Here is a 23,116-nt window from a genome sequence, read left to right on the forward strand (position 1 = left end):
CTGGACTGCCGATATCAGAAAGTGTTGGACATGCCAAACCGGAAGTTCTGAACTTCGTCGTAGTCTTCCTTCATGAACGGTACTGCGTAGTCTACGCGCAGAGGACCGAATGGCGAAGCCCACATGACGCCGATACCGGCAGACGCACGGATCGAGCTGTCGTCTTGGACAGTCTCACCACCGGAAACGTTGACCTTGTTACCGTACAGAGTACCAGCATCCACGAAGCCAGCAACACGAAGACCGAAGTCTTCAGGAATGCCCGGCATAGGCGCAGTGACTTCAGCAGAAGCCGCGAAATATGTCGTGCCCCCGATGGAGTCGCCGTTGATACGAGGACCGATGCCGTCGTTCTCGAAGCCACGGATCACACGTCCACCGATCTTGAACTGGTCGAAGACGAGGAGATTGTCACCCGTTGGTGCAACATACCCAGCCTGACCTGTGATCGAGCCGATGATGTCATACTCATCGGAAAGCGTGTGGTAGTAGCGAGCCTTGGCGTAGATCTTGTAGTATTCGGAGTCGCCACCGAGACCGGCAAATTCATTCGTCAGCGCACCCTGCCAGCCATCGCGTGGCATGTTGCGGTCATCGAGAGAATTGTAAGCCAGCGTGTTGGAGATGATGGACTGCGTCCAGTCACCACCGGCGATCAAATCACGGTAAGGCGAAGCAAGATTACCGGGAGTATCCCAGTCACCCTGGCCATCATAATTGATCTGCTTGTAGGTGTACTTGAACGTCGTCGCCAGATTTTCTGTAATCGGCGCAGTTACGCGAAGCGCAAAGCCCTGCTCGTCATAGTCATAATAATCTTCGCTCGAGCTCTGGCTCTTGAAGAGGTCGAAACCTGCTGCAAGGCGGTAGCCCAAGAAATATGGCTCTGTGAAGGACAGGTTGTAGCTACGCGCATCATCCTGACCGGCGCCAGCAGCAATACGAATGTACTGGCCGCGACCGAGGAAGTTCTTTTCTTCGATGGAAGCTTCGAGAAGCGCGCCATCGTTCTGCGAGTAACCAGCACCGATACCGAACGAACCGGTTGCCTGATCTTCAACATCCACAACAATCACGACGCGGTCAGGCGCGCTGCCCTGCGAAGTGCCGATATTAACCTTGGAGAAGTAGCCAAGAGCTTCAAGACGACGCTTGGCGGCAGAGATGATCGTCTGGTTGAACGCATCGCCTTCGCTGATATCGAATTCGCGGCGGATCACGTAGTCACGTGTACGCGTGTTGCCACGGATCTCGATACGCTCAACGTAAGCGCGCTCGCCCTGGTCTACGATATAGGTCACACCAATAGTGTTGCCAGCCATATCACGGTCGCCACGCGGGGTGACGCGAGCGAATGGATAGCCTTCAGCGGAAACGCGCTTGGAAATGGCTTCCATGCTCTGCTGAACTTCCTTGGCGCTGTAACCGGAACCAGCCTTGGTTTCGACCAGACCCTGCAACTGCGAACCATCAACACCAGGAACGGTGGATTCAACAGCCACATTACCAAATGCGTAACGCTGACCTTCATCCACATTGATGGTGATGGTGTATTCGTTGGTGGCTTCGTCCAGCACGGCGTCAGAAGACGTCACGCGGAAGTCGGCATAGCCACGGTTGTAGTAGAACTGGCGCAGCGCTTCTTCGTCAGCGCGCAGCTTGTCCTCGTTGTAGACATCCTTACGCGTCAGGAACGACAGCATGTTGGATTTCTTGGTGTTCAGAACAGCAGCAAGGCGACCATCGCTGTAGGCGTTGTTACCAACGAAATCGATGCGCGCAATCTTTGTGCGCTCACCTTCGTTGATCACAAAAGCGAGGTTCACGCGGCCCTGGCCGACGTTCACGACCTGCGTCGTAACCTGAATGTCGCTACGACCAATCGCGGCGTATGCATCCTTGATGCGAGCGATATCGGCAGTTACCAGCGTCTGATCGTATGGGCCGAGAGACTGCGTCTGAACGATGCCCTGAAGCTTGTCGTCCTTGATCTTCCGGTTGCCGTTGAACACGACCTGGTTGACGAGATTGTTTTCGCTCACCGTAACAACGAGAGTCTTGCCAGAAACGCTCATGCTGACGTTGGAGAAGTATCCCGTCGCATAAAGGCGCTTGACCGATTCATCGATGTCAGCGTTGGAAAAGTTCTGACCGGGAGCGATCGTGATGTTGGAGCGCACAGCGTCTGCACCGGCGCGTTCAGCACCGCGAACATCAACCTTGCTGATGACAGCCGCATTGGCAACACCAGCGGAGACAACAACTCCGAGAGCCGCAACCGAAGAAACACCAGCAGACAGCGCAACCGCCGACACCGCGTTCAAAAATCTTGAACCAGCCTTCATTTTCAATTCTTACCTTTTCCCGTTGTCCCTCAGCGGGCGGAACCCGACTCCGGCCATCTGTCGTCGTTTTTACCTGCTTTTCCTCTACAAGCAAGCCCGACCGTTAATTTCTGTTTACTTCGCGTGCGACCGTGGCTCAATCGCCACTTTCGCATGAAAACAAGGTAAACGACCCCTTAAAATACAGCCTAAAAAGCCCAATTTAGCCGATCAAGCTGCTGATATCATTCCAAGTCGCAAATACCATCAGACTGAAGATCATCGCAAGACCAATCCTGAATGCGACCTCTTGCGCGCCGGAGCCGAGCGGCTTTCCCCGCACCGCCTCAATTGCGTAGAACACCAGATGCCCCCCGTCCAGAACCGGCACAGGCATGAGGTTCAACAGGCCGATCGACACCGAAAGCAGCGCTGCAAGCTGGATGACAGCCGCAAAGCCAAGCGATGCCATCTGGCCCGAAGCCTGAGCGACCCGCACAGGCCCTCCGAGCTGGTCGGCATTCATGCGCCCCGTCACCAGATTGCCGATATAGGCAAAGGTTCCGGTGACAACGTGGCCCGTCTCACGCACACCTTCAACCAGCGCCTCCCCTGGGGAAAAGCTGATATGCCTGAAGTTTCCGCGGGTTTGATCGGTCACGATACCGATGATCCCCAATTCCATCTTGTTACCGAACTGGTCTGTCGTCTCGGTCCGCGTGGGGACCATGCCTAAGTCCATCTGCTGCCCATTGCGCTCCACCGTTACCGTAATCGGCGTGGCTGGCCGGACGGCAACGTAGCGACGAACGTCTTCGAAAGTTCTGACATTTTCGCCGTCGATTGCAACTAGCCTGTCACCCGGTAGAACACCTGCAACTTGCGCGGCGCTGTTTTCCCGCACTTCAGAAACGATCGGATCTGAAATCATCCGCCCGTAAATTGCAAAAAGTGCCGCAAAAATAAGGATTGCCAGAAGGAAGTTCGCGATTGGCCCTGCAGCGACCGTCGCTGCTCTTTTCCACAGCTTTGCGCCGCCAAGTGTCTGTGAACGCTCTTCCAGCGTCAAACCTGCAAGAGAATCGCTGTCTGGCTTGCTGGCGACGTCTTCGTCACCGAAGAACTTGACGTAGCCACCCAAGGGCACTGCCGAGATCTTCCAGCGGGTGCCGCGGCTATCGGTGAAGCCGATCAGTTCCGGTCCGAAACCGATGGAAAAAGCTGTGGATCGTATGCCGCACCAGCGCCCAACCAGATAATGTCCCATTTCATGAACAAAAACGAGCAGGGAAAGGACGAGAATGAACGGCACCATGTACCCGGTCAAAAAACCAACCGTCGCCGTCACCATTTCCATATGTGTCTAGCCTTTCGCTAATGCCGCTCTACGCTTGTCAGAACCCCGGAAGAATTCCGCTGCCCGAACCTGGCACATCACCTGTTATCGCCGCATGAACGACAGCAATGAGGAATACGGTAAAACAGGCGAAAACAAGACCGTCAACCCGGTCCAGAAACCCGCCATGTCCGGGAATGAGATTGCTGGAATCCTTGACCTTGAAACGTCGTTTGATGAAGGATTCGAAGAGATCGCCGATCTGGCTGAAAACGGATAGTAACAGCGCAAGGCCAATGATGCCCATGCCGATGCGACCGTGATCAATATAGGCCACCGCCGAGCCCGCAGCGACGCCGGAAACCGTGCCGCCAATGGCGCCCGACCACGTCTTTCCCGGCGATATGGCCGGCGCAAGCTTTGGACCACCGATGGCACGGCCAACAAAGTAGGCCAGGATATCTGTAGCCCAGACGATGGCGAAGACGAAGACCATGGCTGCAAAGCCCGTCAGCTCGTCACCGCGAATTGCCGCCAGGGAAATGCCACTGAGACCGGCATAGACGATGCCGCCCACCAGCCACCAGTTGCGACCGCGCAAGACCGGGAAGAGCGCTGCGGTCAGCGCGAAACCTGATAGGAGCGGCAGATCGAGCGAAGACTCGCCGAAAATCGTATTGCCAGCCATGACCGCTACCGAAAACCAGCCCCAGGCATAGCCCGTCGGGTTTGTATCGGAGAGCTTGGTGATCGTGCTCCACTCGAAATAGAGCAATAGCGCCAGGACCCCGGCGACAAGGCGGAACATCATTCCGCCGTACCAGGTGGCTGTGAGTATGACGGCAGCGAGCACGATGCCGGAGATAAGCCTTAGCCTCAGTTCCCGGCTCATCAGGCACCCGCCAGAGCTACTTGGCTCGAAAGGCCGCCAAACCTGCGATCACGCGTCATATACTGGTCAATCGCAGAGACAAACGTCTTGCGGTCAAAGTCCGGCCAGTACTCAGGAATGAAGAGAAATTCAGCGTAAGCCGCCTGCCACAACATGAAGTTGGAGAGCCGCTCTTCGCCGCTGGTGCGGATAATGAGATCGGGGTCCGGCATTCCGGCAGTATCGAGGCGCGAAGAAATGGCGTCAGCATTGATCGCAGATGGGCTCAACACGCCTGCCGCAACATCTGCTGCCAGCGATGCCGCCGCGCGGGCTATTTCATCGCGCGAACCGTAATTGAAGGCGATGACCAGCGTCAGTGCGGTGTTGGCGGCCGTCATCTGCTCGGCTTCGATCAACAGGCTGCGGATGTCATCCTTCAAACTCTGCCGGTCTCCAATGATACGAACCCGCACATTTTCCTTGTGCAGATCCGCCAGATCGCGGCGAATGAAGGCTTTGAGAAGCCCTAAGAGATCGCTCACCTCGGATTCTGGTCTGCGCCAGTTTTCCGAGGAAAATGCGAAAAGCGTCAGATATTTCAGGCCGCATTCACCCGCGGCCCGCACCGTTTCGCGCACGGCTTCGACGCCACGTCTATGGCCCATGATGCGCGGAAGCCCACGCTGCTTAGCCCAACGCCCGTTACCATCCATGATGATGGCAACATGCTCGGGTAGTGAGGAACGGCTAGTGTCCGACATCTCGATCCAGTTTAAGCAGCGTGGCGTTGACAGGGAAATATGCTGTTGGTCTGCGACCAACTATACCTGCATGATTTCTCTTTCTTTCTCAGCAAGCAAGCGATCAATATCCGAAATTGTGTCATCCGTCATCTTCTGAACCTTGTCAGACTTTGCACGGCTTTCATCCTGGCCGATGTCACCATCCTTTTCAGCCTTTTTCAGGCCGTCCATACCATCGCGCCGGACGTGGCGAATAGCAACCTTGGCCTTCTCCGCGTAGTCATGCGCGACCTTCACGAGAGACTTGCGGCGCTCTTCGTTCAGCTCTGGAAGAGGAATACGCAGGTTCTGGCCATCAACGATCGGGTTCAGACCAAGATTGGATTCGCGGATGGCGCGATCAACCGCGCCAACCATCGATTTGTCCCAGATGTTCACGCCCAGCATGCGCGCTTCCGGCACGGTAATGTTTGCGACCTGCGAAAGCGGCACACGGGAGCCGTAGGCATCAACCGTGACCGGATCGAGAATGTTGGCAGAAGCGCGGCCGGTTCTCAGCGATGCAATGTCGCTCTTGAATGCATTGATCGCACCGTCCATGCGGCGCTTGATATCGTTGAGGTCAACATCACTCATTTTCATACTCCATCAGTTCTTGGCGCTCGCGGCCTTATGTATAGCGTGGAATCAGCGCCGGGTGTTACTTGTCGTGTACGATGGTCTTCCGACCGCCACCCGTCAATATTTGCGCGAAACCGCCCTTTTCGTGGATCGAGAAGACGATGATCGGGATGTGGTTTTCCCGCGCCAGTGCAACGGCTGCTACGTCCATGACGGCAAGTCCCTTGGCAAGAACTTCCGAATGCGTCAACTCCTCGAAGCGCGTTGCCGTCGGGTCCTTCTTCGGGTCGGCAGAATAGATGCCGTCAACCTGAGTGCCCTTGAAGATCGCTTCAGCACCCATTTCAGCAGCACGCAAGGCAGCTGCCGAATCCGTGGTGAAGAACGGGTTGCCGGTGCCACCGGCGAAAATCACGACGCGACCTTGCGCCATGTGAGAAAGCGTCGCGCGCTGAGAGAAGCTCTCGCAGATTTCCGGCATGGCGATGGCAGAAAGCACGACGGTGTCGATATCGAGCTTGCGCAGTGATGTCGCGAGCGCCAGGGCGTTGATGATGGTTGCGAGCATACCCATGTGGTCGCCCGTCACTCGGTCTCCACCCTTGGATGCAACGGCCACGCCGCGGAAGATATTACCGCCGCCAACAACAACACCCACCTCGACACCCATGGCTCTCGCCTCGGCAATATCGGATGCGATGCGGTCTGCAACTGCAACATCAATGCCGAAACCCTGATCGCCCATGAGGGCTTCGCCCGACGCCTTGAGAAGAACACGTTTATAAAGCGGCTTGGAAGACATCATGACTCCTTGAGGAATGGATGCGTGATCTTGCAGCAATGGCTGTCGAGACATAGCAACATGCGAAACTTGAAAAACAGCAGCGCACGGCGAATCTGGATGATTGCCACCCGCTGCAGGATATAACCGCAACGCCGATACACGAAGGGCACCGCGTTGTCACGCGATGCCCCATAGTTTTCCCGTATTTGGGTAAATAGATCAGCCCTTGGCGACAGCAGCAACTTCAGCTGCGAAGTCGCTTTCTTCCTTTTCGACGCCATCGCCCAGCAACAGGCGAGCCATGCCGACAACTTCGATCTTCGCGCCAGCTTCCTTTTCAGCTTCCTTGACAGCGTCACCAACGGTGATGTCAGGGTTGATGACGAATGCCTGCGACAGAAGAGCGACTTCTTCGAAGAACTTGCGCATGCGGCCGTCAACCATCTTTTCGATGATGGCTTCTGGCTTACCGGATTCGCGAGCCTGCTCGATGAAGACATTGCGTTCACGCTCGGCAACAGCCGCGTCAACTTCTTCCGAACGGATAGCAAGCGGGTTGGTCGCAGCAATGTGCATTGCGATCTGGCGGCCGATGGATGTCAGAACGGCCTTGTCGCCTTCGGACTTCAGCGCAACCAGAACGCCCAGCTTGCCGATGCCGTCGCCAGCTGCGTTGTGAACGTAAGTCGCAACAACGCCATGCTCGACTTCGAGCATCGCCGAGCGGCGCAGCGTCATGTTCTCACCGATGGTCGCAATCGCGTCCTTGATGGTGTCTGCAACAGACTTGCCGGTTGCCGGGTAGGTTGCTGCAGCAACGGCATCAACAGAACCGTTTGTCGTCAGAGCAACGGATGCAATGCCGCGAACGATGTCCTGGAACGCGTCGTTACGTGCAACGAAGTCGGTTTCGGAGTTGATTTCAACGACAACAGCCTTGTGGCCGGCAGATGCGATACCAACGAGACCTTCAGCAGCCGTACGGCCAGACTTCTTGTCAGCCTTGGCGATACCCTTGGCGCGCAGCCAGTCGATTGCGGCTTCCATGTCGCCACCGGTCTCGGACAGCGCCTTTTTGCAATCCATCATGCCTGCGCCAGACTTCTCGCGCAGTTCCTTTACCATTGCGGCTGTGATTTCGCTCATTGTGTGCCTCTTGTCGGTTCGTCGGTCACGGCACGAATGCGGCCAGACCTCAATCGGATTTTGGGAACGAATGTACCCGGAACTGTGACAGCCTGATGAAGAGGCCATCACGAAACGTCAAAATTCACGCCCTGCCAAGCAAACGGCGTGATGGAAACGAACAAGGCCGCCGAACTTTTCTAGTCCAGAACGGCCTTGTCTCGTCTCATGGAGAAGGCGGCACATAAGCGCCGCCTGTAGCCTTATCAGGCAGTCGTATCAGCAGCAGGAGCAGCTTCTTCGAGCGCTGGCTCGACTGGAGCTTCTTCCATCGCGCCGAGGTCACGACCGGAAGAACCCTGCTGACGTGCAATACCGTCGATGGCTGCACGAGCAATCAGATCGCAATAGAGCGAGATGGCGCGCGAAGCATCGTCGTTACCGGGGATTGGGAAGTCGATCTGGTCTGGATCGCAGTTGCTGTCGATGATGGCGACGACTGGAATGCCCAGACGCTTTGCTTCTTCGATAGCAATCTTTTCCTTGTTGGTGTCAACAATGAACATCAGGTCAGGGACGCCGCCCATATCGCGGATACCGCCGAGAGCCTTTTCAAGCTTTTCGCGTTCGCGCTCGAGGTTCAGGCGCTCTTTCTTGGAATAGCCAGATGCGTCGGAGTTGAGGATTTCGTCGACCTTGCGCAGACGTGCGATCGAGTTCGAAATCGTCTTCCAGTTTGTCATCATGCCGCCGAGCCAACGCGAGTTGACGTAGTACTGAGCAGAACGCTTTGCACTGTCGGCGATGATTTCAGAAGCCTGACGCTTCGTGCCAACGAACAGAACGCGGCCGCCACGGGCAACCGTGTCAGACACGACCTGAAGGGCGCGCGACAGCAAAGGAACTGTCTGTGCCAGGTCGATGATGTGGATGTTGCTGCGGTCGCCGAAGATGTACGGCTTCATCTTTGGGTTCCAGCGATGTGTCTGGTGACCAAAGTGAACGCCAGCTTCCAGAAGCTGACGCATAGAGAAATCGGGCAATGCCATGCCTAGTTATCCTTTTCCGGTTTAACCCCCGCGAAGCAAACAGCGCCAGCAAACTGGCACCACCGGGCGGAATGATCCGGATTTCTCCCGGAACATCCCAAGCTTCGCGTGTGGAATGGTGTGCCGCATACAGACTGTTTCAACAAAACGCAAGTCAATATGCGAAAATAGCCGCTATGATCAGCGAAGTGGCTGCTTTTCACAGCTTTCAGGTGGAAGAATATCAAGCTTCGCCAGTTTGCCCGTCAGCACGAAGTCACCGTAATCCATGGTCAGATCGCGCGTGATTCCATTTTCATAGAGCTTGAACGAGATGCGGTAGATAGGAAGCGAATCGGTGGCTGATTTGTCGTTGTAATAGGCAATCGTCACCGGCCAGAACGAGGTCTTGGCGAAATCACCCGCCTTGCCAGCATCCGGGTCCGCATCACCGGGCGTTTGCTGCTTGCCAACCAGGGTCGAGGTGATGAGGCTCTGGTCGCCGTCATCAGAACCATCGAATACGCGGGATTCGAAAATGCGCTTGCCGAGCTTCGCGTTCTCGATGACCTGCACCATGTGCTCGGTCGGAAACTCACCAGCATCCAAGTCGATCGTTCGCGCATCTGGCTTGACGAGGTCGATTTTCATCGCCCCGTCCTTGTCTGCTGCAGAACCCGTCACTTCCTTGTCCAGCTTTTCATCAGTGAATGACTTGGTCGCGAAGGTGAATTTCTGCGAAGCCACGTCTTCGAAGGTTGTGGTCTGCTGGTCCGTCATGCGCACCGCATCGCCGGTATTGATCTGCGTGACGAAGCGAAAATCGGTCTTGTAACCTTTGCAGGACGAGCCGGTGAACTCATACACCATGCGGCCAGTCATGCCCTCGATACCGGAGCGATCCGACGCATCCTTCAATTCCAGGTCATAGACGGCGCGGTGAGAGATCAGGTTGGGAACGGAGGCAGGCACAGCACTTGCAACACCGGGCATCACCAAAAGGGTGCCGCAGCCAAGTGCGATGGCAAGGTTCCTGACAAACATTCAATATCTCCTGTTGGACTCACTGCTCATATTGTACAAGCAATCGCCCGGCTTCTGGACATCATGATCTGTCTGCCGGATTTTTGAAAGATTTACAACAAAAGCGGAGACGAAAATGTCGGATGCCATCGAAGCTCGCCTGAAGGAACTTGGCTACACCCTGCCCGCCGCTGCAACGCCCGTTGCAAACTACGTGCCTTATATGCTCACCGGCAATCTGCTCCATATTTCAGGTCAATTGCCGATGGGATCCGGCAAGATTGCGGTCACGGGCCATCTTGGCCGCGACGTGGATGTTGCGACCGCGCAGCGCGCAGCCGAACTCTGCGCCGTCAACATTCTGGCCCAAGTCAAAGCCGCGCTCAACGGCGACCTGTCGAAGGTCCGCCGCATTGTAAAGCTGAACGGGTTCGTCGCATCCGCGCCAGAATTTACCGAGCAGCATCTTGTGATCAATGGCGCATCGAACCTCATCGCCAATGCTCTGGGCGAGGCTGGAAAACATGCACGCGCCGCAGTCGGCGTGGCGTCCCTGCCCTTCAATGCCGCAGTCGAAATCGACGCCATCGTGGAAATTGACGTATGACGCTGAAACTTTCCTGGCTCACCGCCAATCCAGTCGCTCATCGTGGCTACCATGATCAGAACAAAACCGTCTGGGAAAACACTCTGACGGCGTTCTCACGCGCAATCGACGCGGGTTTCGCCATTGAATGCGATTTGCAGCTGGCCTCGGACAGCGTTCCGGTCGTCTTCCACGATGACGAGATGAGCCGCCTGACCGGCATCAAGGGTGATGCGCGGGAGCGCACGTCTGGCGAACTCGGCATGTTGTCCGTCGGGCAGACCAAAGACCGGGTGCCGACGCTCAAGCAGTTGTTGAAGCTCTGCAGCGGCAGGGTCCCACTGGTTCTGGAACTCAAGGGCCGTGCGGGGGACAATGTCGATATCGGCTTTGCCGAAGCGGTTCTCGAAGAGCTTGAAGGCTACGAAGGTCATGTCGCGCTGATGAGCTTCGATCGTCACCTGCTGAAAGACCTCAAGGCTGCCGGTTCGCCATGGCCACTCGGCCTGACGGCAGAGGGCGCAAAGCCTGAAGACTTCTTCAAGCACGATGAAGCCATGCAAATCGGCCTTGATTTCATCTCTTATGCCTGGTCACATCTTCCCAACAGCTTCATCGAGGCGCAAAGAAAACTCGGGATTCCCGTGATTACCTGGACGGTGCGGGATGAAACCGGTCGCGCGAATACCTATAAATATGCGGACCAGATGACGTTTGAAGGTTTCGACCCAAGAGAAGGCGTTACAGCCAGCGCATGAGCGATGAATATTCCATTCGCGTAGAACAGTCCTTCAAGGACATTGCCCCGGAAAGCTGGAACATGCTTTCCGGGACTTCAAAACTAACGCGAACAGATGACTACAACCCTTTTATATCCCACGCTTTCCTCTCTTCCATGGAGGAGTCTGGTTCGGCCACCGCCAAGACCGGATGGCGGGGCCACCATCTGCTTCTGGAAGATGGCGAAGGGCAACTGAAAGGTGCGATCCCGGCATATCTGAAAAGCCATAGCCAGGGCGAATATGTGTTCGACCATGGATGGGCGGATGCGCTGGAGCGGGCGGGCGGCAATTATTATCCCAAGCTGCAATGCTCGGTTCCCTTCACCCCGACAACCGGACCACGGCTTCTCACAACTGGTATCGACGATGCTGCTTTCCGGCAGGTTCTGGCCTCCGGTTTACGGCAGGTGACGGAAGCGATCGAAGTCTCCTCGGCGCACGTAACATTTGCCCCTGATGACGACATGGATGCGCTGGTGCAAGAAGGCTTTCTTCCCCGCACCGACCAGCAGTTTCATTTCATCAACAATGGCTTCCGCGACCACGCAGATTTTCTTGATGCGCTCTCTTCTCGCAAGCGCAAGGGCCTCAAGAAGGAGCGCCGCGCCGCTCTCGAAAATGGCATAGAGATTGACTGGCTGACGGGCAGCGATCTGACCGAAGACATCTGGGACCAGTTCTACGCCTTCTACAGGGATACGGGCAGCCGCAAATGGGGGCGTCCTTACCTCACCCGCGAATTCTATTCCCTGATCGGCCAGCGCATGCCGGAGGATATTCTTCTGGTCATGGCAAAGCGTGAAGGTCGCTATATTGCGGGCGCGATCAACTTCATCGGTGGACAGGCGCTTTACGGCCGCCATTGGGGTTGCATCGAGGACCACCCGTTCCTCCACTTCGAGGTCTGCTACCATCAAGCCATAGATTTCGCGCTGGCGCGTGGCCTAGCCCGTGTCGAGGCTGGCGCGCAGGGCGAGCATAAGCTTGCGCGGGGTTACACACCGGTCACCACCCGTTCTGCGCACTTCATAACCCACCCAGGTCTTCGCCGTGCCATTGCCGATTATCTTGAGCGCGAGCGAAACGAGGTGGAGCAGATCGGGGACTATCTTGACGAGCACAGCCCTTTCCGCAAGGGCGAGCGCCCCGAAACCGACGATTAATTGCCTGAGGAGAGATTTGATGACATCCACCTATGACACCAACAACATTTTCGCCAAGATCCTGCGCGGAGAAATCCCTTGCGCAAAGGTTTACGAAGACGACCACACGCTGGCTTTCATGGATGTGATGCCACAGGCGCCGGGCCATTTGCTCGTCATTCCCAAATCAGGCTCCCGCAACATTCTGGACGCTGACCCTGCGGTTTTGGCCAAAACCATCGCCATCGTCCAAAAACTCGCCATCGCCGCCAAGCAGGCTTTCGATGCGGACGGTGTGTACATCGCCCAGTTCAACGAACCAGCCGCGGGCCAGACGGTGTTCCACCTGCACTTCCACGTCATACCCCGCAACGAGGCAGAGCCCATGAAGCCGCATAGCGGCGCGATGGCGGATGGGGAGATCCTGAGGGAGCATGCGGAGCGTATCAAGGCGGCACTGGCCTGATTTACTTAATGGCTGGCGGTGCGGTTACCTCAGGATGCCTCCCCGGCCCATCAGGCTGCGCCAGTCGGGCGACCAGCTTACCGCCGAGCAGGTATACAACCGCGAACATAGCAATCCCACCCACGACATCGCTCAAATGGTGTCCTCCATGAACAAGAATGGCGGGCACCATCATCGCATTAAGGCAGAGCGCGAACGGGAAAACCCATCTGAAACGTGCCAGAAAAACCACGGACATACATGCCATAACCGTATGAAAAGAGGGAAATCCGATCAGGCCCAGCACGTTGGCTGGCGAGATATAAGTCGGACCTTCACGGCTCAGACGTAAAAGCTCCTCGCCATATTGCGGTGTCACGCCAAGCTCGATCCTAGACAGCAAATCGGGCGACAGCACGAAAAGCGTAGAAGGACCAAAGGTCGGAAAGGCGAACCAGATCGCGATGCAGCCCGCTACGCCCAAAACTCCTGTAAGCAGGAAGTGCCACAGGGCATCCGCCTTTCCCGAGAAGCCCAGCAGAAGAACGACGAATGCAAGCTGTGGCAGAGAACTGAAATAAACATAATAAAGCGTCCGGGAGAACGCGGGCCATTCGGCCACAAATGCAACGGCTTCTGGCCATTTATATCCGAATAACGAATCCACATTTGCCAGCAGCACATCTCCAGGCGCAGCCGTGATTGGCAGCAGCATATAGTTGAAGACAGATGCGACGAGCGTAAAAATGATGAACAGGCCAGAGGCGATGAGCGCGAGCGCGATCCGCTCTTCACCCCGATGGATACGATAATACTGGCCACCAGCAATCATTGCCAAGGCAGCAAAGGCTGGCAGGGCATAACCCAGCCAATCGACCGCTATTCCTCTCACGTTGATCAATGTGAGGTCAGCAAGTGCTATGATGACAATGACAAAAGCGAAGAAACGTTCGGCTGGCAAAAATCGCATGGGCATCTCCATTGCGACAGACCCTAAACGAGATGCCTCAAATTCGCGTAAATGCTTGTTCTAGCGGAAACCAAGAGCCAGCAGACCAGCGGCGAGAACAAGCAGTGGCACGACCACACCAACAATCACTCTCTGGCGCGCAAGGAGAAAGACGAGGAAGCCTATCGCCGCCGCCCCAATGCGCAACCAAAGTGCTGTCTGCTCCAGAACACCTGTCGGAAAGACGATCAGCTTTGCGGTGACGGCCATGACGAGCGCGGTTGCCACGGCTCTGACCCAGTTCAGGACCTCAGATCCCTCTTTCAGGCGGTTTCCAGCGAGAACACCGAGCCAGCGCCAAAGGTCTGTCGCAATCCAGCCTGCAATCGCGATGAAGAGATAGGGTGCCCACCATGCATCGGTCATCATGGCTCTCCCTCCACTGAACTAGGCTCTATTTTGCGGCGAAACCAGAAGCGATCAATCAGGTAAGCCAGCGTTCCACCACCGATACCGGCGTAGAGAATGTCGAATTCCGGTTCGATGACAGCAAATAGCGGACCGCCGATCACGCCGATGACGAAGGCCACCTTGACAACGCTGTGCCTAGCTGATGCCCAGATCGAGGAAATGAAATAGACCGGCGTCAGGAAAAACAACACGCCAGCCACCAGCGGCGGAAACGCTGCAACGACGCCATAGCAGACGGCGACGATGGCGGCATTCACCAGCGTGAGCGTCATGCCGAAGCCGATAAACCAAGCCACACGCGCGGGCCTTGGCACCTTGCTGAGGTTCTGCGTGGCATAGACCCATGCCGTGATGGCAACGAAGTGCGAGAGAAAAAGCAGGATCCAGGTCGGCGTCTTTGCAGTGCGCATTTCCGGAACGATGGACGCCACCATCGGCATCATGCGGATGGATGACAGTGTGACGACCAGAAAGCATGTCGCTAACCCCGCCCCGCTCGTCATCGCGCCAATAAGGATCATCTTGGCGGGCAAGGCCCAAATGACCAATGTCATGAAAACCGCTTCTTCGCGCGGAACGCCCGATTCCAGTGCAAACGCACTGAACCCCACGAAGGAGATCATGAGAATGAGCGAGGGCAGGGAAAAAATCCCCTTCATGCCTCTGAAAAACCAGAGGTAAGCGGGGCCTGCATCGCGTTCTAGATCCATGTCATTATCCGGTATCGGCAAAAATAAAGTGCCGGGCAAGAAGCCCGGCACTGGTCTGTATCATTGAACGCGGCGCAATTGAACGCAGCTTACTTCTTTTTAGGCACCTTCGGCACTGTGTTTGCCTTGCGGCGGGGAGCGACCTCCTCGGCCGTCTTGTCCGTCGCCGCAGCCACGACCTCTGCTTCCGGCTCAGGCTTTGCCACCTTCGCCTTGGCCTTGGATTTGCCGGGCGATTTTGCCGCCTTCAGCTCAGCTTCAGGCTTGGGCTTTACCGGCGCTGTCTCCGGCAAAACATTCAGCTTGAGACCATCCGTGCCGTCTTCATTCTTATCCACGAACACGCTGACGACGCCGCCCTTCTTGAGCTTACCGAACAGAATCTCATTGGCGAGCGGCTTCTTGATGTGCTCCTGAATGACGCGACCCAGCGGACGCGCACCCATTTTCTCGTCGTAGCCCTTTTCGGAAAGCCAGGCGATGGCGTCCTCGTGCAGGTCGAAGGTGACATTGCGTTCGGACAATTGGGTTTCCAACTGCATGACGAACTTCTGCACAACCTTGTGGATGACCGCAGTCGGAAGCGGCGAGAAAGGAATGATCGCATCCAGACGGTTGCGGAATTCCGGCGTGAACAGGCGGTTGAGCGCCTCTTCATCTTCACCTGTGCGCTTGGAAGAACCGAAACCAATGGCCGACTTGGCCATTTCGGATGCGCCCGCATTGGTCGTCATGATCAGAATGACATTGCGGAAGTCGATCTTCTTGCCGTTATGGTCTGTCAGCGAGCCATGGTCCATCACCTGCAACAGAATGTTGTAAATGTCTGGATGGGCCTTTTCGATTTCGTCGAGCAGAACCACAGAGTGCGGATGCTGATCCACACCATCCGTCAAAAGCCCACCCTGGTCGAAGCCAACATAGCCGGGAGGTGCACCCAGAAGACGCGAAACCGTATGCCGCTCCATATATTCTGACATATCGAAGCGCAGCATTTCAACGCCCAGCGAGGCAGCCAGTTGCTTGGCAACTTCCGTCTTGCCCACACCGGTCGGGCCGGAGAAGACGTAGGAGCCAATGGGCTTGTTCGGTTCGCGAAGACCCGCACGTGCAAGCTTGATGGCGGTAGACAGCGCTTCAATCGCGATATCCTGACCATAGACAACGGAACGCAGCTCTTTCTCAAGGTTGGCGAGAACCATCTCGTCATCCTTGGAAACGGTCTTGGCCGGAATGCGAGCCATGGTGGCGATCGTAACCTCGATCTCCTTTTCGGTGATCAGCTTGCGACGCTTGGATGGCGGCAACAGCATCTGGGCGGCACCGGTTTCGTCGATGACGTCGATCGCCTTGTCCGGCAGCTTGCGGTCAGAAATATAACGGGCCGAAAGCTCAACCGCCGCCTTGATGGCTTCGTTGGAATAACGCAGGTGGTGGTAGCTCTCGAAATAGGGCTTCAAGCCCTTCATGATTTCGATTGCATCTTCAATGGATGGCTCGTTGACGTCGATCTTCTGGAAACGACGTACCAACGCGCGGTCCTTCTCGAAGAACTGGCGATATTCCTTGTAGGTGGTCGAACCGATGCAACGGATTGCACCCGAAGACAAAGCAGGCTTGAGCAGGTTGGAAGCATCCATGGCCCCGCCAGATGTCGCGCCAGCACCGATCACGGTATGAATTTCATCGATGAAAAGCACCGCACCTGGATATTCTTCCAGCTCTTTGACGACCTGCTTCAAACGCTCTTCAAAGTCACCGCGATAACGGGTGCCTGCCAGAAGCGTGCCCATATCGAGGGAGAAGATCGTGTCGTTCTTCAACGCCTCTGGAACCTTACCTTCCACGATGCGCTTGGCCAGACCTTCGGCAATCGCCGTCTTGCCAACGCCGGGATCACCAACATAAAGCGGATTGTTCTTGGAACGACGGCACAGGATCTGGATCGTCCGGTTCACCTCGGCATGGCGACCGATCAGCGGATCAATCTTGCCGTTGCGGGCCTTGTCGTTCAGGTTGACGCAATAGGCTTTCAGCGCATCCGGCTGCTTCTTGGGCGCCGCATTGTCGTCGTCAGAACTGCTGCGTGGCGGCTTGGATTCGCTCTCGCTCTCCTCGGAACCGCGTGGCGTGCGGGTCTGGGATGTGCCGGGACGCTTGCCGATGCCGTGAGAAATGAAGTTCACGGCGTCATAGCGCGTCATTTCCTGCTCTTGCAGGAAGTAAGCGGCGTGGCTTTCGCGCTCGGCAAAGATCGCCACCAGCACATTGGCACCAGTGACTTCTTCACGACCGGATGATTGAACATGAATCACGGCGCGCTGGATCACACGTTGGAAGCCAGAAGTCGGCTTTGAATCCTCATCGTAACCCGTCACAAGGTTGGACAATTCATTGTCGACATAATCGACAACTGTCTTTTTAAGCGCGTCGAGATCAACGTTGCATGCACCCATCACGGCTGCCGCATCCGCGTCTTCTATCAGCGCCAGCAAAAGGTGCTCCAGCGTCGCATATTCGTGGTGGCGGTCGTTAGCAAAGGTCAGTGCCTGATGCAGCGCCTTCTCTAGACTTGGGGAAAAAGTTGGCACGTTGCGATCCTCATTTCTTTTCCATGACGCACTGAAGCGGGTGCTGGTGCTGTCGGGCGAAATCCATGACCTGACTTACTTTTGTCTCTGCGACCTCATATGTAAACACCCCGCATTCGCCGACACCGTGCTGGTGTACATGCAACATGATGCGGGTTGCCCCTTCCCTGTCCTTCTGGAAAAAACGCTCCAGAATATGAATGACAAACTCCATGGGAGTATAATCGTCGTTCAGTAAAAGAACACGGTACAGATTGGGCTTTTTTGTCTTAGGCTTCGTGCGGGTGATAACGGATGTGCCGCGGTTGGGACCGCCATCTTCCCCTTCACCATCACCTTGCATGTAGATCGACTTCTCGATCATTTTTTATCATTCTCCAGATCAAACACGCTCCACTCCTTATTGGGGCGCGCCAGAATTTCGCTGACCTCTATTTAGGTCGTTACAACGTGATTTTAAGCCCCTTGCGCCGCACTGCAATCAATAATCCGTTCCCGCGATGAAACAGTGCACCGAAACGCGGCTGCCTGTTAAAAATAGTGCCTCACGATGCCAGCCGCCGTCTCAACGTCAACGCAACGGCATGCTCAACCGTCGCCACCTCCATTTTCTTGCATATGGAATCAACAAGATAATTGATCGTGCGGCTCGATAATTCCATATGCGCTGAAATTGTCTCGAAGCTTTCTCCATCTGATGCGAGGCCGAGAATCTCTCGCTCGAGGCTTGTCAACGGCGCCTTCTTTTCCGTTCGCGCGTTTCCGATCACCGTCAGGCGGGCGTGAAGCTGGAACATTAAAACACTCAGGCTTTCCAGCTCATCGACATCCAGCGGTGGCCTGGCGCCTGCAAAACCGATGATCCGTGGCGCTCCGAACATGCCCAAGGCCGGAAAGTCTGCCCCCATGGAGAGGTCGAAACCGCGAAATGATTTCAACATGGCCGGTGGGGCGCAGCCCATGGCTTCCAACTCGTCGAGCTGCCACTGAAACGGCCCAAGCGTATCAGGCGAATGCGTGAAAAGATGGGACGCAAAATCTGTCAGCCCCTCATCCAGCTTGTAGACGATGGAAGATGCGATATTGAAGGGAAAGAGGGAGGAGATTGGCTCTTCTGCCACCAGACGCGACATATCGAGGACGTAGTAGCAACGGAACCCGAAGAGAGCCTGAATTTCGGCCAGCGTGTCTCCGACCTCGTCCAGCGTCTTGTTATTCTGCAGCTGTATCAGCAGGTCATCGTAAATTTTGTGCCTCCAAATGGCGAAAGTGGAGACGCAAGGCTTCGATAGGCCAGCTTGTCAACGCACGATCTCCAAATACCCGGAAATCAGGGTATTTGAAGTCCCGTGACCTGTCAATTTTCACTATCGAGCATTTCACGCACGGCAACGGCAAGCTGCTTCAAGGAGAACGGCTTTGGAAGAAAACCGAATTTTGCGTCGGCGGGCAAGTTTCTGGCGAAGGCGTCTTCCGCGTATCCAGAAACGAAAATGAATTTCATGTCCGGGTATGTCTTGCGAAGCTCACGCAACAGCGTCGGTCCATCCATTTCGGGCATGACAACGTCCGAAACGACAATATCGACCTTGCCTTCCAGCTCTTCCAGCACCTCAAGCGCCTCGGTGCCAGAGCCTGCCTCATGCACGGTGTAGCCCCGCGTTTCCAGCATGCGCTTGCCACCACGGCGCACCGCTTCCTCGTCCTCGACTAGCAGCACGACAGCGGACTTGCCCGTCAGATCAAGCAGCTCTGCCTTTGCCACATCCTTTGCGGCAGCGGCATCTGCGATTGTGCGCGCAGCGATCTCTTCTTCGGTCTGATGCACCACTTCGATAATGTGACGCGGCAGGAAGATGCGGAAGGCCGTGCCTTTGCCCACTTCCGAATCCGGATAGATATAGCCGCCCGATTGCTTGACGATGCCATAGACCATCGAAAGACCAAGCCCGGTCCCCTTGCCCACTTCCTTGGTGGTGAAGAAGGGCTCGAAAATCTTGTCCATGATCTCGGGCGGAATACCGGTGCCGGTATCGGCCACTTCGATCATAACGAGATCTTCCTGCGGCAGATCTGCACGTCCAAGCGCGATAACCTGATCTGCAGCCATATTGCGAGTAATGATCTTGATCTTTCCGCCCTGCGGCATCGCATCGCGCGCATTGACGCAAAGGTTGATAAGCACCTGCTCGAACTGCGAAAGATCGGTTTTAACCGGCCAGAGGTCACGACCGTAATCCACCTCGAGCTTGACATTCGTGCCGGAAATCAACCGGTCAACCAGCATCCTGAGATCACCAATGACATCGGTCAGGTTCAGCACGGCCGGGCGCATCGTCTGCTTGCGGGAAAAGGCCAGCAACTGCCGCACGAGAACCGCTGCGCGGTTGGCATTGCGCTTGATTTCCATGAGGTCTGCAAAACTTGCATCCGCCGGGCGCGCCTGAAGCAGCAAATGGTCGGACGATAGCAGAATGGCTGTGAGAACGTTGTTGAAGTCGTGCGCGATGCCGCCAGCCAGGGTGCCGACCGCATTCATCTTCTGCGTCTGCGCCATCTGCGTCTCAAGCGCCTTCTGCTCGGTCACTTCGATGGCGTAAACAATGGCAACCTCTTCCGGCGCTTCGTCATCCTGATCCAGCACAGCGTGAACATAGAAGCGGAAATGCCGCGTCTCGTCGGTCGGGTGGCGCGAGTCGAAAGGCGCAATGTCGCCCTGACCATCCTTGGCGGCTTCGATCGCCTCCAGCAATTTCGGCTTGTCAATTTCCAGCAGCACGGCATCCAGAACGATGCCGTTGTCGATATCGTCGCGCCCGACAATGCCCGAGAAAAGTTTGAGGAACGGCGCATTGGTGCGCAAAATGCGACCTTCGCCATCCAGAGAGGCAATCGCCATCGGCGTGTTGTTGAAGAACCGGGTAAATCGCATGGCGGACGCCGATTCGGCATCTTCCTTACCCTTGGAACGCATCAGCACAATGGTGCGGCTTTCGCCCGGCGCACCATCGCGGGTGGCGGTTACCTGATGCACCAGCCGCGCTGGCATGCTCTGGCCGTTGACCCGGCGCATGTCCAGATCCAGCATCTCCGTGCGGTTCGTGCCCGCCTGCGGATGAACGGATTCGATGAGCGCCATGCCTTCACCAGCGACGATATCGGATACCGTCAGCGATCCAGGTGAGAACTGCGCCAGATCAATTCCGAGCCATTGCGAGAGCGTGGCATTCAGATAGACGATCTCACCCTTCTTGCCCGCAGAAAAGAAGCCAGCCGGAGCATGGTCGAGATAGTCGATGGCATTCTGCAATTCGCGGAAAAACCGCTCCTGATCTTCGCGTTCGGTGGTGATATCGGCAATCTGAAACACGTGCAGAGTATTGTCGCTGGTGTCCTTCAGCAGACGCGCTTTCAGACGATACCAGTGCGGACCGGCCTGGGATTTCGTCTCGCTCAATGGCCTGAGCAGCCGGAACTCCTCATAGCCATTTTTCTCATCGCGCAGGCCGTTGATGAGGCGGTAAAGCGCCTCGGTCGATTCCCTGTCTTTTGAAAGCAGCGTTTCAAGGCTCTGAATGTCGGTTGCCCGCGTCGCGCCGGTCATCTGGCAATAGGTCGCATTGGCATAGACCAGGCGACCCTTGATATCGGTGATCAGCGTTCCATCCGGATGGGACGAAAGGAAGCGGCGCGCCATACCATCTGACTGCGATTGCGGCATGACTTCGATGAAGCCAATGGCCGATGACACCAGAAAGAAGATGCCCAGCATTGCTAGAATGCCAAGAATGCCGAGGACAACCTCATTTTCCAGCGAGTCCTTGAAATAGACAAAACCTACGGCAGCAGCCACAAGCACAAGTGCCAGCAACAGAATGCGCAACAGGGTGCCTGATCGGGCGCGCCTGTCCACCAACGGAAAGTCATTGTCGCTGGCTTGGCTGACCTTGGTCATTGAGGCTCTAACCCTTGCAGTTTTGCCGATCCCTGCGCATTCGGGCACAAATGCCCCGAACGGAATCGTCTTTGTCTATCCCTTGTAGCAATTCGCTCAAATGTCAAAAAGCTCCAAGCCCCCATAAACCTTTGTCAATACACAGCGAATGCAACATTTTTCATGCGATATCGAGGCTCGCGTGGCACCTTTGCCACGTCGAAGCGTTGTGGACGGTTGAAATGCTCAGCAATTTGGCTAAGTCCAACGCATAAAAACTTGTACTCAACGGAAAAAAATCGTCTTTTCGCACCAAATAGCTTGATGACTTCAGGTGCGACATTCATTTGACCGACAAAAGACCAAAGGGATTGGCTCCATGATGGACGAATTTATCGGCGCATATGGCAACAACCTCATCGTTGCTGTCGTTGGCGTCGGCGCGGCACTTCTGGCCTTAGCAATCATCTTGTGGATCATTCGCCGGCGTGGCGGATCTTCCCCCTTCATTCGCGGCGGCAAAAATCGCCAACCACGCCTGCAGGTTCTGGATGCAACCGCCGTCGATGCGCGCCGCAGGCTCGTTCTCGTTCGCCGGGACAATGTCGAACATCTTGTCATGATCGGCGGCCCGACAGATATCGTGATTGAGAGCGGCATTGGTGCCATTCCCTTCATGAAGGATGTGCAAGAGCCGCAGAATGCAATGCTTGAAACCACGGCTCCCGAAAAGGCAATTGCAGCCGAACGGACAAGAGCACTGGCGCCAAGCACCGAGACAGAGATGCGCACGCCTGTGCCAGCGGCACCGAGAGCAGTCGCACCTCAGCCTGAGCAAAGACCGGCACGCGCTCCCTCGCCTGCACCACAGCCAGCACCGCCTGTCGCTGCGCGGCCAACACCTGCGCCCGTCGCACCATCAGCACCAGCGCCAGCACCAAGGCCCGCTCCCTCTCAAGCGCCTGCGGCCAGCATCCCTGCCCCAGCCCAGCCCGCACCAAGACCAGCGCCACCAGCAGCACAACCCGTTCCAGACGTTTCAAACGCGCCGAGAAGTTTTGCCAGAGAACCCGCGTCTGCGCCGCTCACAGCAGCGGTAGTGCCTGCGATGATACCGGCAGCTGCGGCAGCCGAACCCGTTGCGAGGCGAGAACCGCCCGCCCCTGCAGTGCAGGAGCCGCCAGTTATCCAAGCGCCTGCACCAGCGCCTTCAATAGAGCCGGAGCCTGCCTTCACCGCCCCGGTCATCGATCAAAACAGTGCTGTCGATTTCCTTGAGGCTGCAAGGGAGCGCGTGCTGCCGACATACCGCGCCGAGGCACCCATCACCGCCACGGCAAGCCCGGCCAAACCAGCGCCGCTCGCACCGGATGAAAACGGCGCTGTTTTCGGCGATCAACTGACCAGTAATTTCGAAAGCTTCCTTGAGGCGGAAATTGCCCGCAACAATGCCGCTGGTGCGCCTGCCGTAACCCTTGAGCAACTTGGTGGAAAGATTGAGCCGGAACGCGTTGCGCCTGCAAATACGAGCAGTCCCACGGACGAGAATGTCCAGAAGGAAATGGCCCGCATCTTCGGTGAAATGTCCGTCACGCGCGACAAATGAAGTGACGCAACCCGCATGGCCCCTCAAACGGGCCATGCGGGC

General features: G+C 56.2%; 21 protein-coding genes. 5 read left to right on the forward strand and 16 right to left on the reverse strand.

Going from position 1 to position 23,116, the window contains the following annotated elements; genetic code table 11:
* Positions 1 to 14: 14 nt before the first annotated feature.
* The 9 genes from bamA to IFT53_RS18425 all read right to left on the reverse strand — a co-directional run bounded on the left by bamA (position 15) and on the right by IFT53_RS18425 (position 9,879).
* Positions 15 to 2,345 carry an outer membrane protein assembly factor BamA gene (bamA, locus tag IFT53_RS18385; RefSeq protein WP_192066764.1) on the reverse strand — a complete coding sequence of 777 codons (2,331 nt, stop codon included), beginning with the start codon at positions 2,343 to 2,345 and terminating at the stop codon, positions 15 to 17.
* 202 nt (positions 2,346 to 2,547) lie between these two features.
* Positions 2,548 to 3,681 (reverse strand): RIP metalloprotease RseP, encoded by a 1,134-nt coding sequence (gene rseP / locus IFT53_RS18390; RefSeq protein WP_192066766.1) that lies wholly within the window; start codon positions 3,679 to 3,681, stop codon positions 2,548 to 2,550.
* A 37-nt stretch (positions 3,682 to 3,718) separates the two neighbouring features.
* The gene (locus tag IFT53_RS18395) at positions 3,719 to 4,552 is read right to left on the reverse strand and encodes a phosphatidate cytidylyltransferase (RefSeq protein ID WP_192066768.1); all 834 of its coding nucleotides are present in this window, start codon (positions 4,550 to 4,552) and stop codon (positions 3,719 to 3,721) included.
* Positions 4,552 to 5,295 (reverse strand): isoprenyl transferase, encoded by a 744-nt coding sequence (locus IFT53_RS18400; RefSeq protein ID WP_192066769.1) that lies wholly within the window; start codon positions 5,293 to 5,295, stop codon positions 4,552 to 4,554. Before IFT53_RS18400 ends, IFT53_RS18395 begins: the two co-directional genes overlap by 1 nt.
* A gap of 60 nt (positions 5,296 to 5,355) precedes the next feature.
* Positions 5,356 to 5,913, reverse strand: coding sequence for a ribosome recycling factor (frr, locus tag IFT53_RS18405; RefSeq protein WP_042619405.1), 558 nt, complete (start codon positions 5,911 to 5,913; stop codon positions 5,356 to 5,358).
* Between the two features lie 64 nt (positions 5,914 to 5,977).
* Positions 5,978 to 6,700 (reverse strand): UMP kinase, encoded by a 723-nt coding sequence (gene pyrH / locus IFT53_RS18410; protein ID WP_042619736.1) that lies wholly within the window; start codon positions 6,698 to 6,700, stop codon positions 5,978 to 5,980.
* A gap of 201 nt (positions 6,701 to 6,901) precedes the next feature.
* The gene (gene tsf / locus IFT53_RS18415) at positions 6,902 to 7,828 is read right to left on the reverse strand and encodes a translation elongation factor Ts (protein WP_042619404.1); all 927 of its coding nucleotides are present in this window, start codon (positions 7,826 to 7,828) and stop codon (positions 6,902 to 6,904) included.
* Positions 7,829 to 8,073: 245 nt separating this feature from the next.
* Positions 8,074 to 8,856 carry a 30S ribosomal protein S2 gene (gene rpsB, locus IFT53_RS18420; RefSeq protein ID WP_192066771.1) on the reverse strand — a complete coding sequence of 261 codons (783 nt, stop codon included), beginning with the start codon at positions 8,854 to 8,856 and terminating at the stop codon, positions 8,074 to 8,076.
* Between the two features lie 180 nt (positions 8,857 to 9,036).
* Positions 9,037 to 9,879 carry a cell envelope integrity EipB family protein gene (locus IFT53_RS18425; RefSeq protein ID WP_192066773.1) on the reverse strand — a complete coding sequence of 281 codons (843 nt, stop codon included), beginning with the start codon at positions 9,877 to 9,879 and terminating at the stop codon, positions 9,037 to 9,039.
* Between the two features lie 115 nt (positions 9,880 to 9,994).
* On the opposite strand from IFT53_RS18425, the gene IFT53_RS18430 reads away from it, so the two are divergent.
* From IFT53_RS18430 to IFT53_RS18445, 4 genes are read left to right on the forward strand one after another with little or no spacing between them, the layout of a single operon-like run.
* Positions 9,995 to 10,465, forward strand: coding sequence for a RidA family protein (locus tag IFT53_RS18430; RefSeq protein WP_192066774.1), 471 nt, complete (start codon positions 9,995 to 9,997; stop codon positions 10,463 to 10,465).
* Positions 10,462 to 11,202 carry a glycerophosphodiester phosphodiesterase family protein gene (locus IFT53_RS18435; protein WP_192066776.1) on the forward strand — a complete coding sequence of 247 codons (741 nt, stop codon included), beginning with the start codon at positions 10,462 to 10,464 and terminating at the stop codon, positions 11,200 to 11,202. The genes IFT53_RS18430 and IFT53_RS18435 overlap by 4 nt, the downstream gene beginning before the upstream one ends.
* Positions 11,199 to 12,389, forward strand: a complete 1,191-nt coding sequence (locus tag IFT53_RS18440) for a GNAT family N-acetyltransferase (protein ID WP_192066778.1) — start codon at positions 11,199 to 11,201, stop codon at positions 12,387 to 12,389. Before IFT53_RS18435 ends, IFT53_RS18440 begins: the two co-directional genes overlap by 4 nt.
* Positions 12,390 to 12,408: 19 nt before the next feature.
* A complete protein-coding gene (locus IFT53_RS18445; RefSeq protein WP_192066780.1) occupies positions 12,409 to 12,834 on the forward strand; it encodes an HIT family protein in 426 nt (141 codons plus the stop codon).
* 1 nt (position 12,835) lies between these two features.
* Here IFT53_RS18445 and IFT53_RS18450 read toward each other — a convergent pair whose 3' ends face one another.
* The 7 genes from IFT53_RS18450 to cckA form a co-directional block, all read right to left on the reverse strand.
* Positions 12,836 to 13,783 carry a phosphatase PAP2 family protein gene (locus IFT53_RS18450; RefSeq protein ID WP_192066781.1) on the reverse strand — a complete coding sequence of 316 codons (948 nt, stop codon included), beginning with the start codon at positions 13,781 to 13,783 and terminating at the stop codon, positions 12,836 to 12,838.
* Between the two features lie 60 nt (positions 13,784 to 13,843).
* Positions 13,844 to 14,191, reverse strand: coding sequence for an AzlD domain-containing protein (locus IFT53_RS18455; RefSeq protein WP_192066783.1), 348 nt, complete (start codon positions 14,189 to 14,191; stop codon positions 13,844 to 13,846).
* Positions 14,188 to 14,943, reverse strand: a complete 756-nt coding sequence (locus IFT53_RS18460) for an AzlC family ABC transporter permease (protein WP_192066785.1) — start codon at positions 14,941 to 14,943, stop codon at positions 14,188 to 14,190. Before IFT53_RS18460 ends, IFT53_RS18455 begins: the two co-directional genes overlap by 4 nt.
* An 89-nt stretch (positions 14,944 to 15,032) precedes the next feature.
* Positions 15,033 to 17,534, reverse strand: a complete 2,502-nt coding sequence (gene clpA, locus IFT53_RS18465; RefSeq protein WP_192066786.1) for an ATP-dependent Clp protease ATP-binding subunit ClpA — start codon at positions 17,532 to 17,534, stop codon at positions 15,033 to 15,035.
* A 10-nt stretch (positions 17,535 to 17,544) separates the two neighbouring features.
* A complete protein-coding gene (gene clpS, locus IFT53_RS18470) occupies positions 17,545 to 17,898 on the reverse strand; it encodes an ATP-dependent Clp protease adapter ClpS (RefSeq protein ID WP_042619395.1) in 354 nt (117 codons plus the stop codon).
* 181 nt (positions 17,899 to 18,079) lie between these two features.
* Positions 18,080 to 18,667 carry a helix-turn-helix transcriptional regulator gene (locus IFT53_RS18475; RefSeq protein WP_192066788.1) on the reverse strand — a complete coding sequence of 196 codons (588 nt, stop codon included), beginning with the start codon at positions 18,665 to 18,667 and terminating at the stop codon, positions 18,080 to 18,082.
* Positions 18,668 to 18,891: 224 nt separating this feature from the next.
* Positions 18,892 to 21,489, reverse strand: coding sequence for a cell cycle histidine kinase CckA (gene cckA, locus IFT53_RS18480; RefSeq protein WP_192066790.1), 2,598 nt, complete (start codon positions 21,487 to 21,489; stop codon positions 18,892 to 18,894).
* A gap of 358 nt (positions 21,490 to 21,847) precedes the next feature.
* Between cckA and IFT53_RS18485 the strand changes: the two genes are divergently transcribed.
* The gene (locus tag IFT53_RS18485) at positions 21,848 to 23,074 is read left to right on the forward strand and encodes a flagellar biosynthetic protein FliO (RefSeq protein WP_197980302.1); all 1,227 of its coding nucleotides are present in this window, start codon (positions 21,848 to 21,850) and stop codon (positions 23,072 to 23,074) included.
* Positions 23,075 to 23,116 lie beyond the last annotated feature (42 nt).

It is taken from the genome of Rhizobium sp. CFBP 13644 (assembly GCF_014842165.1).
Classification (GTDB): Bacteria; Pseudomonadota; Alphaproteobacteria; order Rhizobiales; family Rhizobiaceae; genus Agrobacterium; species Agrobacterium tumefaciens_C.

What these genes read in the sequence shown, in the direction of transcription:
- bamA (WP_192066764.1), bottom strand. Translation starts at nt 2,345, where the DNA reads ATGAAGGCTGGTTCAAGATTTTTGAACGCGGTGTCGGCGGTTGCGCTG.
- rseP (WP_192066766.1), bottom strand. Translation starts at nt 3,681, where the DNA reads ATGGAAATGGTGACGGCGACGGTTGGTTTTTTGACCGGGTACATGGTG.
- IFT53_RS18395 (WP_192066768.1), bottom strand. Translation starts at nt 4,552, where the DNA reads ATGAGCCGGGAACTGAGGCTAAGGCTTATCTCCGGCATCGTGCTCGCT.
- IFT53_RS18400 (WP_192066769.1), bottom strand. Translation starts at nt 5,295, where the DNA reads ATGTCGGACACTAGCCGTTCCTCACTACCCGAGCATGTTGCCATCATC.
- frr (WP_042619405.1), bottom strand. Translation starts at nt 5,913, where the DNA reads ATGAGTGATGTTGACCTCAACGATATCAAGCGCCGCATGGACGGTGCG.
- pyrH (WP_042619736.1), bottom strand. Translation starts at nt 6,700, where the DNA reads ATGTCTTCCAAGCCGCTTTATAAACGTGTTCTTCTCAAGGCGTCGGGC.
- tsf (WP_042619404.1), bottom strand. Translation starts at nt 7,828, where the DNA reads ATGAGCGAAATCACAGCCGCAATGGTAAAGGAACTGCGCGAGAAGTCT.
- rpsB (WP_192066771.1), bottom strand. Translation starts at nt 8,856, where the DNA reads ATGGCATTGCCCGATTTCTCTATGCGTCAGCTTCTGGAAGCTGGCGTT.
- IFT53_RS18425 (WP_192066773.1), bottom strand. Translation starts at nt 9,879, where the DNA reads ATGTTTGTCAGGAACCTTGCCATCGCACTTGGCTGCGGCACCCTTTTG.
- IFT53_RS18430 (WP_192066774.1), top strand. Translation starts at nt 9,995, where the DNA reads ATGTCGGATGCCATCGAAGCTCGCCTGAAGGAACTTGGCTACACCCTG.
- IFT53_RS18435 (WP_192066776.1), top strand. Translation starts at nt 10,462, where the DNA reads ATGACGCTGAAACTTTCCTGGCTCACCGCCAATCCAGTCGCTCATCGT.
- IFT53_RS18440 (WP_192066778.1), top strand. Translation starts at nt 11,199, where the DNA reads ATGAGCGATGAATATTCCATTCGCGTAGAACAGTCCTTCAAGGACATT.
- IFT53_RS18445 (WP_192066780.1), top strand. Translation starts at nt 12,409, where the DNA reads ATGACATCCACCTATGACACCAACAACATTTTCGCCAAGATCCTGCGC.
- IFT53_RS18450 (WP_192066781.1), bottom strand. Translation starts at nt 13,783, where the DNA reads ATGCGATTTTTGCCAGCCGAACGTTTCTTCGCTTTTGTCATTGTCATC.
- IFT53_RS18455 (WP_192066783.1), bottom strand. Translation starts at nt 14,191, where the DNA reads ATGATGACCGATGCATGGTGGGCACCCTATCTCTTCATCGCGATTGCA.
- IFT53_RS18460 (WP_192066785.1), bottom strand. Translation starts at nt 14,943, where the DNA reads ATGGATCTAGAACGCGATGCAGGCCCCGCTTACCTCTGGTTTTTCAGA.
- clpS (WP_042619395.1), bottom strand. Translation starts at nt 17,898, where the DNA reads ATGATCGAGAAGTCGATCTACATGCAAGGTGATGGTGAAGGGGAAGAT.
- IFT53_RS18475 (WP_192066788.1), bottom strand. Translation starts at nt 18,667, where the DNA reads ATGTCGCGTCTGGTGGCAGAAGAGCCAATCTCCTCCCTCTTTCCCTTC.
- cckA (WP_192066790.1), bottom strand. Translation starts at nt 21,489, where the DNA reads ATGACCAAGGTCAGCCAAGCCAGCGACAATGACTTTCCGTTGGTGGAC.
- IFT53_RS18485 (WP_197980302.1), top strand. Translation starts at nt 21,848, where the DNA reads ATGATGGACGAATTTATCGGCGCATATGGCAACAACCTCATCGTTGCT.